16 protein-coding genes and 1 pseudogene are annotated in these 15060 nt (G+C 54.4%); 6 read left to right on the forward strand and 11 right to left on the reverse strand.

Features of this window, described 5'->3' with window-relative positions; all coding sequences use genetic code 11:
* Window positions 1-88 precede the first annotated feature (88 nt).
* From E0L16_RS10315 to E0L16_RS10335, 5 genes are all read right to left on the reverse strand, one after another.
* Complete coding sequence (locus E0L16_RS10315) at window positions 89-805, reverse strand: ABC transporter ATP-binding protein (RefSeq protein WP_063450159.1); 717 nt, start codon at window positions 803-805, stop codon at window positions 89-91.
* Entirely contained in the window at window positions 802-1677 is an 876-nt protein-coding gene (locus E0L16_RS10320) for an ATP-binding cassette domain-containing protein (protein WP_063868429.1), read from the reverse strand. The genes E0L16_RS10315 and E0L16_RS10320 overlap by 4 nt, the downstream gene beginning before the upstream one ends.
* Window positions 1674-2948, reverse strand: coding sequence for a high-affinity branched-chain amino acid ABC transporter permease LivM (gene livM / locus E0L16_RS10325; protein ID WP_112793133.1), 1275 nt, complete (start codon window positions 2946-2948; stop codon window positions 1674-1676). The genes E0L16_RS10320 and livM overlap by 4 nt, the downstream gene beginning before the upstream one ends.
* A gap of 11 nt (window positions 2949-2959) precedes the next feature.
* Window positions 2960-3874 (reverse strand): ABC transporter permease subunit, encoded by a 915-nt coding sequence (locus E0L16_RS10330; protein WP_131636867.1) that lies wholly within the window; start codon window positions 3872-3874, stop codon window positions 2960-2962.
* Between the two features lie 68 nt (window positions 3875-3942).
* Window positions 3943-5064 (reverse strand): branched-chain amino acid ABC transporter substrate-binding protein, encoded by a 1122-nt coding sequence (locus E0L16_RS10335; RefSeq protein ID WP_063868432.1) that lies wholly within the window; start codon window positions 5062-5064, stop codon window positions 3943-3945.
* Window positions 5065-5475: 411 nt separating this feature from the next.
* Between E0L16_RS10335 and E0L16_RS10340 the strand changes: the two genes are divergently transcribed.
* Window positions 5476-6144, forward strand: coding sequence for a YecA/YgfB family protein (locus E0L16_RS10340; RefSeq protein WP_063868433.1), 669 nt, complete (start codon window positions 5476-5478; stop codon window positions 6142-6144).
* 28 nt (window positions 6145-6172) lie between these two features.
* Here the strand turns inward: E0L16_RS10340 and tyrP are convergent, their stop codons facing one another.
* Window positions 6173-7384, reverse strand: coding sequence for a tyrosine transporter TyrP (tyrP, locus tag E0L16_RS10345; RefSeq protein ID WP_063450153.1), 1212 nt, complete (start codon window positions 7382-7384; stop codon window positions 6173-6175).
* A 191-nt stretch (window positions 7385-7575) separates the two neighbouring features.
* Between tyrP and E0L16_RS10350 the strand changes: the two genes are divergently transcribed.
* The gene (locus E0L16_RS10350) at window positions 7576-7812 is read left to right on the forward strand and encodes a YecH family metal-binding protein (RefSeq protein ID WP_131636868.1); all 237 of its coding nucleotides are present in this window, start codon (window positions 7576-7578) and stop codon (window positions 7810-7812) included.
* Between the two features lie 37 nt (window positions 7813-7849).
* Here E0L16_RS10350 and ftnA read toward each other — a convergent pair whose 3' ends face one another.
* On the reverse strand, window positions 7850-8347 hold the full coding sequence (gene ftnA / locus E0L16_RS10355; RefSeq protein WP_003859676.1) for a non-heme ferritin: 498 nt from the start codon (window positions 8345-8347) through the stop codon (window positions 7850-7852).
* A 200-nt stretch (window positions 8348-8547) separates the two neighbouring features.
* Complete coding sequence (gene yecR, locus E0L16_RS10360) at window positions 8548-8886, reverse strand: YecR family lipoprotein (protein ID WP_131636869.1); 339 nt, start codon at window positions 8884-8886, stop codon at window positions 8548-8550.
* Between the two features lie 245 nt (window positions 8887-9131).
* Here yecR and E0L16_RS10365 point away from each other — a divergent pair, with 245 nt between their 5' ends.
* Complete coding sequence (locus tag E0L16_RS10365) at window positions 9132-9770, forward strand: RpiB/LacA/LacB family sugar-phosphate isomerase (RefSeq protein ID WP_003859680.1); 639 nt, start codon at window positions 9132-9134, stop codon at window positions 9768-9770.
* Window positions 9771-9813: 43 nt separating this feature from the next.
* Here the strand turns inward: E0L16_RS10365 and E0L16_RS10370 are convergent.
* Window positions 9814-11222, reverse strand: a pseudogene (locus tag E0L16_RS10370) (MFS transporter).
* Between the two features lie 214 nt (window positions 11223-11436).
* Here E0L16_RS10370 and azuC point away from each other — a divergent pair.
* Window positions 11437-11520: a stress response protein AzuC gene (gene azuC, locus E0L16_RS10375; RefSeq protein WP_003859682.1), complete on the forward strand. Its 84-nt coding sequence runs from the start codon at window positions 11437-11439 to the stop codon at window positions 11518-11520.
* Window positions 11521-11626: 106 nt separating this feature from the next.
* A complete protein-coding gene (locus tag E0L16_RS10380; RefSeq protein ID WP_003859683.1) occupies window positions 11627-11878 on the forward strand; it encodes a DUF2766 family protein in 252 nt (83 codons plus the stop codon).
* Window positions 11879-11958: 80 nt separating this feature from the next.
* Here E0L16_RS10380 and E0L16_RS10385 read toward each other — a convergent pair whose 3' ends face one another.
* Window positions 11959-13302, reverse strand: coding sequence for an anaerobic C4-dicarboxylate transporter (locus E0L16_RS10385; protein ID WP_112793130.1), 1344 nt, complete (start codon window positions 13300-13302; stop codon window positions 11959-11961).
* Between the two features lie 141 nt (window positions 13303-13443).
* The gene (locus tag E0L16_RS10390; protein WP_102751027.1) at window positions 13444-13947 is read right to left on the reverse strand and encodes a non-heme ferritin-like protein; all 504 of its coding nucleotides are present in this window, start codon (window positions 13945-13947) and stop codon (window positions 13444-13446) included.
* A gap of 504 nt (window positions 13948-14451) precedes the next feature.
* Between E0L16_RS10390 and E0L16_RS10395 the strand changes: the two genes are divergently transcribed.
* Window positions 14452-15009 carry a DJ-1/PfpI family protein gene (locus E0L16_RS10395; protein ID WP_131636917.1) on the forward strand — a complete coding sequence of 186 codons (558 nt, stop codon included), beginning with the start codon at window positions 14452-14454 and terminating at the stop codon, window positions 15007-15009.
* Window positions 15010-15060: the final 51 nt, after the last annotated feature.

Here is a 15060-nt window from a genome sequence, read left to right on the forward strand (position 1 = left end):
TCGTGAGGATGATATTTGAATACGGTCGCATCAGAAAAACGATTAATAATGGAAATCACTGTGAGTTTTTCTCACTATAGCCCTGGCTTCACACGCCACCCAGATATGCCTTCCTCACCTCCGGATCCCTCAGCAGCGCCTCGCCGCTGCCGCTTAACCGAATCTGCCCGTTAACCATCACATAGCCGCGATCGGACAACTTCAGCGCATGGTGCGCGTTCTGCTCTACCAGAAAAATCGTCATTCCGTTACGGGCAAGCTCGCGCAGCGTCTGGAAGATCTGTTTAACCACGATGGGCGCAAGGCCGAGACTGGGTTCATCCAGCAGCAGAAGTTTGGGGCGGCTCATCAACGCCCGGGCGATAGCCAGCATCTGCTGTTCGCCGCCGGAGAGCGTCATCGCCCGCTGGTTGCGTCGCTCCCTGAGGCGGGGAAACAGGTCAAACATGCTTTGCAGATCTGCCGCCGCATGGTGATTGCCGATGGGGATTGTCCCCATCAGCAGGTTCTCCTCTACAGACATATCCGGGAAAATGCGCCGCCCCTCCGGTGCCTGCGCGATGCCGCCGGTGGCCACGTAGTGGGTGGATTTTTGGCTGATATCCTCCCCGCAGAAGAGGATCTGCCCATTGCGGATCCGGGGCTGGCCAAAAACAGACATCAATAATGTGGATTTCCCCGCGCCGTTAGCGCCAATCAGGGCCACGGTTTCCCCTTTATTCACCTCCAGCGAAACCTGCTTCAACGCCTGGATCGCCCCGTAGAACACGTCCACATCATGAAACTGAAGCATCGGTTCGCTCACAGATTTACCTCGCTTTCGTCGGTGCCCAGGTACGCGGCAATCACCTTTTCGTTGTGCTGGATCTCGGCGGGTTTACCTCTGGCAATAACGTCGCCGTGATCGAGCACAATAATGTCGTCCGAAATGTCCATCACCATCCCCATATCATGCTCAATCAGCAATACCGTGATGTCGTGGTGGTCGCGCAGGAACCGAATGATATCGCTCAGCTTGTGCGTCTCTACCGGGTTCAGGCCGGCAGCGGGTTCATCAAGACAAATCATCTCCGGGCCGGTACACATGGCGCGGGCGATTTCGAGGCGTCGCTGCTGGCCATAGGACATTTCACCGGCCAGACGGTTCGCGCAATCCACCAGATCCACCACCTCCAGCCAGTAAAACGCCCGGTCCAGCGCATCGTTCTCTGCTCGACGATACGCAGGGGTGTTGAGTACCCCCGCCAGCAGGTTACGGTTGACGCGCATATGCTGTGCCACCAGCAGGTTTTCCACCACCGACATCTCGCGGAACAGGCGGATGTTCTGAAACGTGCGCGCAAGACCCGCGCGGTTCACCAGATGCGTGCCGCCAAACATCTTATAGAACAGGCGTTGACCAAGCTGCGCCGGGTTGAGCCAGTCGCCGGGCTGGAATTTCTGCCCGAGCACCTGAATGACGTTGGTGGTTTTATGCCGCGCATTGAACAGGATGTTGCCGCCGGAGGCCCGGTAGAAACCGGTCAGGCAGTTAAAGACGGTCGTTTTCCCCGCGCCGTTAGGGCCTATCAGGGCGGTAATTGACCCGCGCTGCACCTCAAGATTGACGTCATTCAGGGCCTTGATCCCGCCGAAATGCATCATCAGATGTTCTACGCGCAAAATCGTTGCGTTCATGGCGCCACTCCTTTCCGTACGGCAAATCCGCTGCGGTTGATGCGGATCAGACCGCGAGGACGCCAGATCATCATCACCACCATCAGCATGCCAAAGAGCAACACGCGGTATTCCGCAAAGCTGCGCAGCAGTTCAGGCGTGACGGTCAGCACAAAGGCGGCCAGCACAACGCCCACGGTAGAACCCATCCCGCCCAGAACCACGATCGCGAGGATCAGGGCCGATTCAAAAAAGGTGAAAGAGGTGGGGTTAACAAATCCCTGATAGGTGGCAAAAAACACCCCGGCAATACCTGCCGTTGATGCGCCCAGGGTGAAGGCAGAAAGTTTGACCAGAACGTGGTTAAGCCCCATGGAACGGCAGGCAATCTCATCCTCACGGAGCGCTTCCCACGCCCGGCCAATGGGCATTCGGGTCAGCCGGTGTTTAATGTACAGGACCAGCATGACCACCAGAAAAAGCACGGCATAGATGAAGATAAACTTCATGTTGGGGTTATAGGTCAGGCCGAAAAACTCGTGGAAGGGTACGCCGCCTTCTTTGGCGCGTCGGCCAAACTCCAGGCCAAAAAAGGTCGGAGCAGGGGCCGAAACGCCGTTTGGCCCGCCGGTGAAGGTGAGCCAGTTGTTCAGCACCAGGCGGATGATCTCGCCGAACCCGAGCGTGACGATGGCGAGATAATCCCCGTGCATGCGCAGCACCGGAAAGCCGAGCAGGGCACCCGCGCCAGCGGCCATCAGCGCCGCCAGCGGCAGCATGCTCCAGAACCCGAGGCCCAGATACTGATACCCGAGCGCCAGGCCATAGGCGCCAATGGCGTAAAAGGCGACGTAACCCAGATCCAGCAGACCCGCGAGCCCGACGACGATGTTCAGCCCAAGGCCGAGCAGAACGTAGATCAGCCCGAGAATAGCGACCGTCAGCACGTATTTGGTGGCAACAAACGGGAAGCAGATCGCCAGCGCGATAATCAGCGGAAGGATCCAGCGCAGGCGGCTTTTATATTCCGGTGGCCGGACATACACCCCCGCATTGTCGGATTCAAACCGCGCCTGTAAACGCTTTCCGGCCGACGTGCCCGTGAAGGCGCTCAGCAAAAAGCGTCCCAGCATCACGGTGCCAACAATCCACGCCAGACGCTGGCCGTCAAAGTTAAAGCTGTAACCATCCAGTATGACGCCCGCAATCGGGCCAAAAATAATCAGGGCGATCATTCCGGAAAAAATTGCGTCCAGAATGCAGCGCTTCAGGGAAAAGCCGTCAGAGGTCATCGCGTTGTTCCTTACACTTTAGCCACGACAGGGCGGCCTAACAGCCCCTGAGGACGGAAGATCAGAATTAAGACCAGCAAACCAAACGAGAACACGTCTTTATAATCTGAGTTCACCATCCCGGAGAATTGCGCTTCTGCGACGCCCAGAATCAGCCCGCCGAGCATCGCCCCGGGCAGAGAGCCGATGCCGCCCAGCACCGCCGCCGTAAAGGCCTTAATGCCGATAACGAACCCGACGTAGAAATCAAAGGTGCCGTAATTCATAGTGATCAGCACGCCCGCCAGCCCGGCCATGGCTGCGCCGATAACAAACACCAGCGAAATAATTCTGTCGGTATTGATGCCCAGAATAGAGGCCATTTTGCGATCCTGCTGCACCGCACGGCACATCCGCCCCAGGCGGGTACGGTTGATGATCCAGGTCAGCACCAGCATGCCCGCGAACGAGGCGATGAGAATAAAGACTTTGGTATAGGTTATCTGGACAAACCCTTCGCCCATGTGAAAACGCAGCACGCCATCCAGCAGGGTGGGCACGCCCTGCTGACGCGGACCCTGACTGAGCTGGGCGTAGTTTTGCAGTATCAGCGACATCCCGATAGCCGAAATCAGCGGCGCCAGACGCGTCGAATTGCGTAGCGGCTTATAGGCGATGCGCTCGATCGTCCAGCCGTAAACCCCGGTGACCACGATGGTGAAAACCAGCGTCCCAAGGATCAGCAGCGGAAAGGACTGAAGTCCAAAAAACGCCAGCAGGGCCAGGCCAATGGCCGAGAGATAGGCGGAAATCATATACACTTCGCCGTGGGCGAAGTTAATCATACCGATGATGCCGTACACCATGGTATAGCCGATGGCGATAAGGCCGTAGACCGAACCCAGCGTTAAGCCATTAATTAACTGCTGTAGGAAGAATGTACTCATTGTCGCGCACCTGAAGAAAGGGTTACGCCGACAGGCAGACCTGCCGGCGCAGAGCAGATTCCGTCCCGTTATGGCACTTCTTTATATTTGCCTTTGTCGTCCCACTGGTAGACCACGTAGTCAGACACCTTGAGGTCACCTTTGCTGTCCCAGGCTTTTTGACCCATGACCGTGTCGACTGGGTTGGCCTTCAGCCACTCGCTGGCTTTCGCTGAATCCGTGCCTTTTGTGGCCTTGAAAGCCGCCGCGATAGCCTGCACGGAAGCGTAGGCATAGAGGGTGTAGCCTTCTGGTTCAAATTTACCGGCGCGGAATTTATCAATCACGGCTTTTCCGTCGGGGATCATGCGCGGATCTTTACCGAACGTCATGTAAATACCGTTGGTGTATTGCGCTCCGCCAGCAGCGGTGACCATCTCTTCATTGACGATACAGTCCCCCGAGAAGAACTTCGCCTGCACGCCCTGCTCACGCATCTGGCGAACCAGCGGGCCCGCTTCCGGATGGCAGCCTCCGAAGAACACCACGTCCGGTTTTTGTGCGCCAATCTTGGTCACCAGCGCGTTAAAGTCTTTTTCCCCGCGCGATAATCCTTCGTACATCACATCCTTAACGCCGCGTTTTGCCAGCGCCGCCTTAGTGGCATCCGCCAGCCCCTGACCGTAAGTGTCCTTATCGTGGATAATGACCACCCGTTTGGCCTTCAGCTTATCAAGAATAAAATCGCTGGCGACCTGGCCCTGCTGGTCGTCACGACCGCACATGCGGAACACATCGCTCATGCCGCGCTCGGTAATCAGCGGGTTCGTTGAGCCGGGAGTGATGGAGAGGATCCCGGCATCGCTATACACCTCGGAGGCGGGCATGGTCGACGAGGAGCAGAAGTGGCCGACGACCGCTTTCACCTTATCCTGATCGACTAAGCGGTTGGCGACGGCAACGGCCTGTTTGGGCTCGCAGGCGTCATCGCCCTGAACCAGTTTGATTTTCTCACCGTTGATCCCGCCTGCGGCGTTAATGTCTTCCGCCGCCTGCGTAGCGCCATGCCAGTATTGATCGCCGTAGGTTGCGTTCGGGCCGGTGAACGGCCCGGCCACGCCGATGACGATATCGGCCTGCGCGGAAAAGGCCGTTACCAGACAGCCGGCCAGCACGAGGGAGAGGGGAGTTTTGGTAAATTTCAGCGACATTATTATGTTCCTTAGCAAAGAGGTTTTTGCACCAGGTATAAACCCGAACGCCTGATGGCATTGTTAATCCAAAAACAAGAGCGAGAACAAAATGCACTTTAGGAGCAATCTTCTGCTTAATACGGCGAGGATCCCACGCACCGTGAAGCGCGCAGAACATTAAGCAAAAAGGTTGCCAGAATGGTTAATCCCTTGACCGGGGCACAACATGTTGAGTATAGAGTGCCGTTTTACGCCCCTTTGCGGGACAAGATGAATTTTCAGCGGAGATCACATCTCCTTAACAACAAAGCCCATAAGTTGTGCAACGGTCACGATTTGCACGTTTTTGCAGCAGCAAAGACCTCAACTTCAGATAGGCACGGGCGGCGATATATGTCAGGATCGTTTTTTTTATCAGGAGTATCAGCAATGGCTGAAGGCCCATTAAATGAAAGCGAGATGGCGTGGCTGGAAGAGACGTTAATGTCTTACGGTCACGACGATGCATCCGTGATTGACGTGTCCGAACTGGACGGCATGCTTACCGCAGTACTTTCCGGTCCCGTTGTGGTGGAGCCCGACACCTGGCTGGTGGCGGTCTGGGGTGGTGAGAAGTATATTCCGCGCTGGAAAAACGATCGTGAGATGAACCGGTTTATCGATCTTTGCTTTAAGCACATGAACGATATTGCCGAGCGTCTGAGCGAATACCCGGATCAGTTTGAACCGCTGTTTGGCTATAACGACGTTGACGGCCAGAGCTACACCGTGGTGGAAGAGTGGTGCTATGGCTACATGCGCGGCGTGGCGCTGACGGACTGGTCATCCCTGCCGGAAGCGCTGGAAGCGGATCTGGCGGTGATTGCCCTGCACGGCACGGAAGAGAACAGCGAGAAGCTGGATGCACTGACCGAAGAGGAGTATATGGCCAGCATCGAGAGCATTCAGCCTGCGGCGCTGCGTTTGTATAACTATTGGGTCGCTAACCCTCAGCAGCCGGAAGCGAAAAAGCCAATAATCAACGGGGCGAAAGTGGGGCGTAACGACCCGTGCCCGTGCGGCAGCGGGAAGAAGTTTAAAAGCTGCTGCCTGCACTGAAAAAAGGGGCTATTCATAGCCCCTTTTTTTACCCCACTTCCGGCAGCATTCCCGCTGCAATCAGCACCTGCACCAGAATAATCACCACCCCACAACCAAACACCGCGCACAGCATTGGCGTACCGCCCGCCACGCGATACCCCTGCTGCGGATGCTGCTGGCGGCTTTTCCACGCCAGCAGGGAAGGCAACAGCAGGGCCAGAACCGATAACGCCACGCCGGCATACCCCAGCGCCATCACAAACCCGCGCGGATAAAAGAGCGCGAAGGCCAGCGGCGGCAGGAAGGTCATCGCCCCCGTCTGTAAGCGTCCGGCAACGGTATTGCGACGCTGGAGCAGATCCGCCATATAGTCAAACAGGCCAAGCGCCACGCCGAGGAACGAGGTTGCCAGCGCCAGGTCTGCAAACAGATGTACCGCCAGCTCAACGTGTGAAGAGGCCACCACGTTACGCAGGGCAACCAGGAAACCATTCAGACCAGAATGCTCGGCCATCAGGCCAATAAAAGTGGTGGAATCGATGCTGCCCAGCGTCACCAGCTGCCAGAACAGATAGGCAATCAGCGGAATGGCGCTGCCGATGACAAAGACGCGGCGCAGCTTGCGTGTGTCGCCGTTCATATAGCTGACGATGCTCGGCACGCTGCCGTGAAAACCGAACGAGGTAAAAATCACCGGGATAGCCGAAAGCGCCAGGCCTTTTTCCAGCGGCATCGTCAGCAGATTGATCTTATGAACGTGCGGGGCCAGCAGCACCAGCATCACAACAAGGAAGAGAATTTTGGCGCTGAATAAAAAGCGGTTAAACAGATCGACCAGCGACGTGCCCGCGCAAACCACGCCGCCACCGATTAGCGCAAAGACAATGGCGCCTGTTTCCGGTGAAACCGACGCCCCGAAGCCGTCATTGATACTTGACGCTATCAGTTCCCCGGCGCCGCTGATGTAAGCGGCAGTCAGCGCGTACATCAGGAACATCATGCTAAAACCGGTGATCCACTGCCCGTAGCGTCCAAGATAGCGTGCCGCGAGGGAGCCTAGGCCGGTATCGGCAGGGACGTGCTGATAAACCTCCAGCAACAGGAGCGCGGTGTAACACATCAGGGCCCACAACCCGCCCAGTAACAGTACGGTCACGCCAAATCCGACGCCGGCAGCCGCCAGCGGCATAGCCAACATTCCTGCGCCAATTGTCGTTCCGGCGACGATAAAAATACTTCCCAGAGTTCTGTTTTTCACGCTTTCCTCTACAACCCTTCCATACCGCGACTCATTCTGCGGCGCAGAGTAAGGGAAAAGCCCCATCTCGTCAAATCACCGTTACATAGGGTGTAATGATTAATTTACAAAAAGAAAAGGGGAACCTGCGCCAGCGCAAAGCGTGTCGTGGAGGGAGCGGTTAGTCTGCTTTTTATTTGCGAGAGGTAACCATGTCAATTCACGGTCACGACGTGCTTAATATGATGATTGAGTCAGGTGAGCGCTATACGGAGCAGAGTCTGGTTGAGGCAATTCATGCCCGCTTTGGCGAAGCGGCGCGATTCCATACCTGTTCGGCTTCGGAGATGTCCGCCGAAGAGCTGGTGGCATTTCTGGCGGCGCGCGGAAAATTCATTCCGGCAGAAGAGGGCTTTTCTACGCACGAAAGTAAAATTTGCCGTCATTAAAATAAAACGGTGCTGAAAAGTCAGCACCGTTTTGATATTAATTCTGAGTATCGAGAGTCGACAGCTCTTTATCGATGAAGTACAGGCCTTCCCCGGATTTCCCCGCCAGCGATAATTTATCCAGTACGGATTTAAACAGCTTCTCTTCTTCGTGCTGTTCAGCCACATACCACTGAAGGAAATTAAAGGTTGGATAATCCTGGCTGGTCATAGCGGCATGAGCCAGTTCATTTATTTTCTGGGTGATCAGCTGTTCATGCTCGTACGTGGCGCGGAACAATTCATCCAGAGAGCCGTACTCGGCGAAAGGCGACGCCACGTTATCGATGCGCGGCAGGCTGCCGGTATCCGTCAGATAATCAAACAGACGCTGCATGTGCGTCATCTCTTCCTGAGCATGACGACGCAGGAAGGCGGCGGCCCCTTCAAAGCTGTGATAGCTGCACCAGGCGCTCATCTGCTGATAAAGCAGGGAAGAAAAAAGCTCAAGATTCATTTGCGCATTGAGCTTGTCGATCATTTCAGTTTTTAGCATGGTGCAGCTCCGGTTTATTATTTCTGGTTCACGATGAGCGACACTATAATTTGTTATTTAATTATTTGCAAAAAGTAAAATAAATATCTCTTTATTAAAAATACGAATGGGAATAAAACGCATTGCCGCTATTTATTTTTATTAATGCGAATTGTTTTTGTTCTTATTAAATAAACTGCCAGCGTGACTGGCAGTACCGGTTAATACCACGGATTCTGGCTGCCGGCGGTTACGGCGTAACCCTGACATTTATACTGAATGGTCACGCTTTCATTCAGACACAGCGAGCCGCTGATGAGCGTACAGGTTTTAATGGGCTGTCCGTAGGCTGACGCGGTGGCATAGCCCATGTTTTGACAGGCTTTTGTTGCCGTACCGTTATTGACATAGTCGTCAGACCAGGCATTTTGCAGCATGGCCTGGCCATAGTCGAGGCGCACAATCCCGTTAGGGGCATCGGTGCTGCTTACTTGTGCCTCACGGTTGATGCTGCACCCAGCGAGCAGCAGGATCGTTCCGGCGATGATTACACTTTTCATGGTTCACTCTGCGTGTCGGGAAATATGCCATTGTAACCAACGCGATGGGGCGCAATGGCTGGAATAGCCGGAGGATCTGACCCTTCACCGTGCAACGAGCCGGTCCCGCCTGCGAAATTGTGAGCGCATCTTTGTTTTTTAAAACAAGTTTTCACTTAATTTGAAAGTGCGTTTGTTTGATAGTAAGGTTAAGTGGAAAAGGTATCCACAGCGGGATCGCCCGCCATGCATTCAGGAGAGACGAGATGAAAATTGCACTGATGATGGAAAACAGCCAGGCCGCTAAAAATCCCATCATCCTTAATGAGCTGAAAGCCGTTGCTGATGAAAAAGGTTTCCCGGTCTATAACGTCGGTATGAGTGATGAGAACGATCATCATCTCACCTATATTCACCTGGGCATCATGGCGAGCATTCTGCTGAACGCGAAAGCCGTCGATTTTGTTGTTACCGGCTGCGGTACCGGGCAGGGCGCATTGATGTCCCTGAACATTCATCCGGGCGTCATTTGCGGCTACTGCATCGATCCTGCGGATGCTTTCCTGTTTGCACAAATCAACAACGGTAACGCGCTTTCTCTGCCATTTGCGAAGGGCTTTGGCTGGGGAGCAGAACTGAATGTCCGCTTTATCTTTGAGAAAGCCTTTACCGGACGCAATGGCGAAGGCTACCCGCCAGAGCGTAAAGAGCCGCAGGTGCGGAACGCGGGGATCCTCAATCAGGTGAAAGCCGCCGTGGTGAAAGAAAACTATCTGGATACCCTGCGTGCAATCGATCCTGAGCTGGTTAAAACCGCCGTCTCGGGCCAGCGCTTCCAGCAGTGCTTCTTCGAAAACTGCCAGGACAAAGAGATCGAAGCCTTTGTGCGCGGTATTGTTGGCTAATTCCGTTGTGCCGGGCGGCGCGTTGCCCGCCCGGCAAGAAGCCTTACTTTTTCGATGAGACCGCGCTGCCTGCATCTTTGGTCAGGCGCAGTGTGTCAAACATTCCTACCAGGCAGATTAGCGCGATCGCCACAAATGCCAGCCGGAAGCTCATTCCCGGCATGGCGGTAAGCCCCATCGCCTCGCTGACTGTTTCCCCGATACGACCCCGAGTGAGATCCCAAGCCCCACGGCAAGCTGCGTTGCGGTTGAAAATAACGTATTGGCGTAGCTCATCTGCGCCGTGGGCACATCCGCAAAGGCCAGCGTACTGACCGCCGTAAACTGAATCGAGCGGAAAACGCCGCCCAGATAGAGGATCAGCATCACGAGCCACACCGGGGTCTGCGGAGTGAGAAACGCGCAGGCCAGCAATGCCATCACATTCAGCGCACCGTTAATCAGTAACAGCCGCTTAAACCCCAGGCCGCGGATCAGGGGCGTCGTCGCCGGTTTAATGGTGAGATTGCCAACGAAAACGGCCAGCACCAGCAGGCCCGAATGGAACGCATCCATGCCAAAGCCGACCTGAAACATCAGCGGTAGCAGGAACGGGACCGCGCTGATGGAGGCGCGAAACAGCGATCCGCCGTACAGGGTGACGCGAAACGTTGGCACCTGCATCGCATCGAGACCGATCATCGGCCAGGCTGCCCGTTTAAAATGACGCAGCGCCAGGCCCAACGCGACGAAACCGACGATGAATAGCGTGGCCGTTAATCCTGCCCGAAGAGGCTGTCTTCCCATCAACTCCATCGCGTACACCAGGCTTACCATGGCAAGGGTGGTGACAACAAAACCCGGCAAATCAAATGGCCGTCGCGTATCTTCATGCAGGTCAGGAATGATGCGCAGCGCCAGCAAAATGGCGATGAACCCCAGCGGCACGTTAATAAAGAAGATCCAGCGCCAGTCGGCATAGCTTGTGATGAACCCGCCCAGCGGCGGGCCGATGATTGGCGCAACCAGCGCAGGCCAGGTCAGGGTGGCAATTGCCGTGATGAGCTGGTGTTTTGGCGTTGTGCGTAACACGGCCAGGCGGCCAACGGGCACCATCAGCGCGCCGCCTATGCCCTGGAGCACGCGCATCGCCACGAACTGCTCAAGCGTGATGGACAGGCCGCAAAATACCGAGGCCAGCGTGAAGATTGCCAGCGCGAGGGCGAACACTTTGCGTGCGCCGAAGCGGTCGGCAATCCAGCCGCTGGCGGGGATCAGCACGGCCAGGGTAATCAGATAGGCGCTGATACCGATATTCAGATCCACGGCCTGTACGCCAAAGCTCTTTGCCATATCCGGCAGCGCGGTGGCAATCACCGTCCCGTCCAGAAACTCCATAAAGAAAGCACCGGCCACCAGCAGCGCCGCAGGCGAGAGTCCACGGCCCTCTTTGCCGGTTAGGTTTTCACTCATTCTCTTCCTGCCCGTTCAAAAAATCTTATAAAAATTTACTGGAATTTATAAGTCTGTAAGATGCGGATTTATCTTGGCTTTTTTTAACAAACCAGCAGCACTGTGGGGTTTGTAACCGTGATGCAGGTCACAAAACGGTTGATTTTTGTGATGATGGTCATATTATAAGCGTATTGACAATAACACCTGCATAACACGTTACTGGAGCAACATAATGAAACTGCGCAAAATCCTGAAAAGCATGTGGGCGAACTACTGCACGACGTTCAAAGACGTCCCACCGGGTGCGATGTTCTGATAAAAAAACCTGCTTCGGCAGGTTTTTTTATGTCTGCGAACGACGAGAGGGAGATGGAAGGGCGTCTGTTTTGCTACTATGGCGGCCTTTCAATAAGGAGAAACCCATGTCACAAAACCTGAGCGCCGATCAGGAACTGGTATCTGACGTCGTCGCCTGCCAGCTGGTTATCAAACAAATCCTTGATGTGATTGACGTTATCGCGCCGGTAGAAGTGCGCGAAAAGATGTCGACCCAACTGAAAAACATCGATTTCACCAACCATCCTGCCGCGGCGGATCCGGTTACGCTCCGCGCGATCCAGAAAGCGATCGCGCTGATTGAACTCCGCTTCACGCCGCAGGGTGAGTCACACTAAAATAAACCGATGTTTTAAAATTAGAAACTGTTTTCTGATTTTACGTTGAAGGGCGACAGCGTCTGTCGCCCTCAGTAGGGTCAGAAGAACGTCTGCACCAGCAGATAGCTCACCACGCAGGCGCAGCTGACGCCAATCAGCCCCGGCAGAATAAAGCTGTGGTTAATGATGAATTTGCCGATGCGGGTGGTGCCGGAGCGATCGAATCCGATACAGGCCAGATCGCTCGGATAGGTGGGCAGCACAAAGTAGCCGTATGACGCCGGGAAAAAGGCAACCAGCATTTTCGGATCGATGCCCAGCATCAACCCCATCGGGGCGACGGCGGTCAAGGCTGCGGCCTGGCTGTTGACCAGTTTTGAGACCAGAAACAGCACGATGGCATACGTCCAGGGATGGCTCTTCACGACACCCTCCAGCGCCATTTTCAGCTCGTCGAGATGCGCCTGAAAAAAGGTATCGCTCATCCACGCCACGCCAAACACCGAGAAGATGGCGACCATCCCCGCCTTAAACACTGCCCCGTTTGAAATTGCCGATGCATTGACCTTGCAGGTCATCAGCATGACGGCCCCGGCGATCAACATCATCATTTGAATGACAAGATTCATCGACAGGGCGGTCATTTTACCTTTGATCTCAAAGGCCGGGCGTAGCGCTGGCACTGCCCCCAGCAGGACCACAACGGCAATACCGGCGAAGAAAATCCACGTTGACCAGTAGGCCTGTTTCGGGAAGCGCTGATCCATTAGCGTCTCCGTTCCCCCGTAGATAAACTCCCGCTGTTTCGGATCTCTCAGCTTTTCCTGAAACTCAGGATCGTCTGCCAGGTTCTTCCCGCGGCGTAAGCTCCACAGCGCGGCGATAGCGACGCCACACAGCGAGGCCGGTACGGAGACGGCCAGGATTTCGAGGATCCCCCACGCGTGGCCGATGCCGTGTTGCGCACCCAGAATGGACACCAGCGACACGACGGCCACGGAAACGGGGGAGGCGGTGATCGCCATCTGAGATGCTACCGAGGCCACTGCCATTGGTCGTTCCGGACGTATGCCTTTTTTCAGGGCAATATCCGCGATAATGGGAAACATGGTGTAGACGACGTGGCCGGTCCCGCAGAGAAAGGTCAGCGTCCAGGTGGTAAATGGCGCGAGAAGGGTGATGTGCTGGGGGTGTTTACGCAGCAGACGCTCCGCGAACTGCATCATCACGTTCAGGCCACCCGCAGTCTGTAGCGTGGCCGCACAGCCGATGACCGCAAGGATCGTGAGCATCACGTCAACAGGGGGTTTACCGGGTTGCAGACCAAAGACAAAACTCAAAATAAACAGGCCGATGCCGCTTATCAGCCCCAGGCCCATACCGCCGAAGCGTGTGCCTATCAGCAGGCAGAGAATAATGACAATAAACTCAATGGTGATCATGATGCTCCCTCGTCAATGAATGTAATTAAACAAATCATTACACGATGTGTGGTTATTCATTGGGAGCGAGATCTGATTTGTTAAATGTCAGTAAAAGCAGGGAGTTGGTACCCGCTCCCTGACGGGAGCGGGTGAAAGGGATTAGTGGTGCTGAACGGTGGCAAGGTCCAGAAGATGGCGGTCCGTCTGCTCCAGGCAAATACCCGCGCGCTTCGCGTTGCGGATTTCATCTGCGAGCGTTTTCAGCAGCATGCCATCCTGCTGCTGCTCTCTGTCCATATCACGTAAAAACCTGAAGGTCGTGATGTCCTGTTGTGCTTTGGCTTCATCAGCCAGCTTGCTCAGCGTCGCACAGCGTTGTTCATACTCTTCGAGCGTTTTCTGGAACAGTTCTTCCAGAGAAGAGTAATTATCTTCAATCGTTTCAAGCTCTTTTACGGTGGGGTTTGCCCCGACGGCTTTTAAAAAGTTAAAGACACGCATCATGTGCGTGACGTTACTTTGCGCCTGAGTACGAAAGAAGGTGGCAGTGCCGTTGAGGCTTTTTCTGGAACACCACGCGCTCAAATGCAGATGCAGATTTGAAGCGTAAAACTCCAGGTTCATCTGGGCATTCAGTTTTTGCATCATCGTTTGGGTAGTCATACTCATATCCTTATTGACTGTGGGACTTGATGTCCGCTACTTAACCTGACCCGGCAGGTATTGACGATTGAATGGCAGAAAAAGATTTCTGCAAGGTAAAGAAACTCGAAAATTCACTTCCTGTGTTCGATTTAAATAAGCATACGCTTCTCTTTGAATTAAGAAAACTCTTAATTGGGCTGTGTTTACCATACATTACAAATTTAAATATAGCGCAGAATAGAAAACAGGCGATGAGGCGAGTTGTTTTTTAATTATATGATTTTATTCATTTAAAAAAGAATAAAGCTCATTTTTATCGTTTCAGGAAACCTTCTTTGGCGGGAAATTCTGCGAAAGTGTTAAATGAGAAATAATATCTGCAAATATATCCTGCTGTAGGAAATTTGAGCTAAATCAATTTTACCGCAATATACGGTTCTGTGATCGCGTCGCAAGATTGTCATCTGACAAGGTGTAAAAATGAAACAATGTTTTATATCGTTTCATCCGTTGAGGTTTATGATGACTAAAGTTGCGGTGCTGTTGGCACCAGGTTTTGAAGAAGCAGAAGCGATTATCACTATTGATATTCTGCGCCGCTTGCAGATTGAGGTTGAAACGCTGGCCTGCACGGAGTCCCGTGCGGTAGTGAGTTACCACAATATTCCTATGGTGGCCGACAGTACGCTAACGGAGCGCAGTGAGACGCTTTATGACGCGGTGGTGTTACCCGGCGGGCCGCAGGGAAGCGTCAGCCTCGCGGCTAACCGCGAGGTGATACGCTTTATTTCCGCGCACGACGAGCGCGGCAAGCTTATCTGCCCCATCTGCTCTGCGGCAGCGCGGGTTCTGGGCGGCAACGGGTTGCTCAAGGGGCGCCGCTACGTCTGTTCCGGCGATCTTTGGGAAACCGTTAATGACGGGGTTTATGTGGATGCGCCGGTCGTAGAAGACAACAACCTTATCAGCGGTAAGGGCCTGGGACACGCTTTTGACTTTGCGCTGACGCTCTCTGCTCGTCTGTTGGGCGACGATGCCCCCGTTCGCGATCATGCGGAACACATCTATTATCCCTGGTAATTTCTCTGCCGGGCGCTCAGGCGTCCGGATGACAGGGACGTCTTAGCTAAC

Origin of the sequence: Enterobacter quasihormaechei, from assembly GCF_004331385.1 — a bacterium.
Taxonomy (GTDB): Bacteria; Pseudomonadota; Gammaproteobacteria; order Enterobacterales; family Enterobacteriaceae; genus Enterobacter; species Enterobacter quasihormaechei.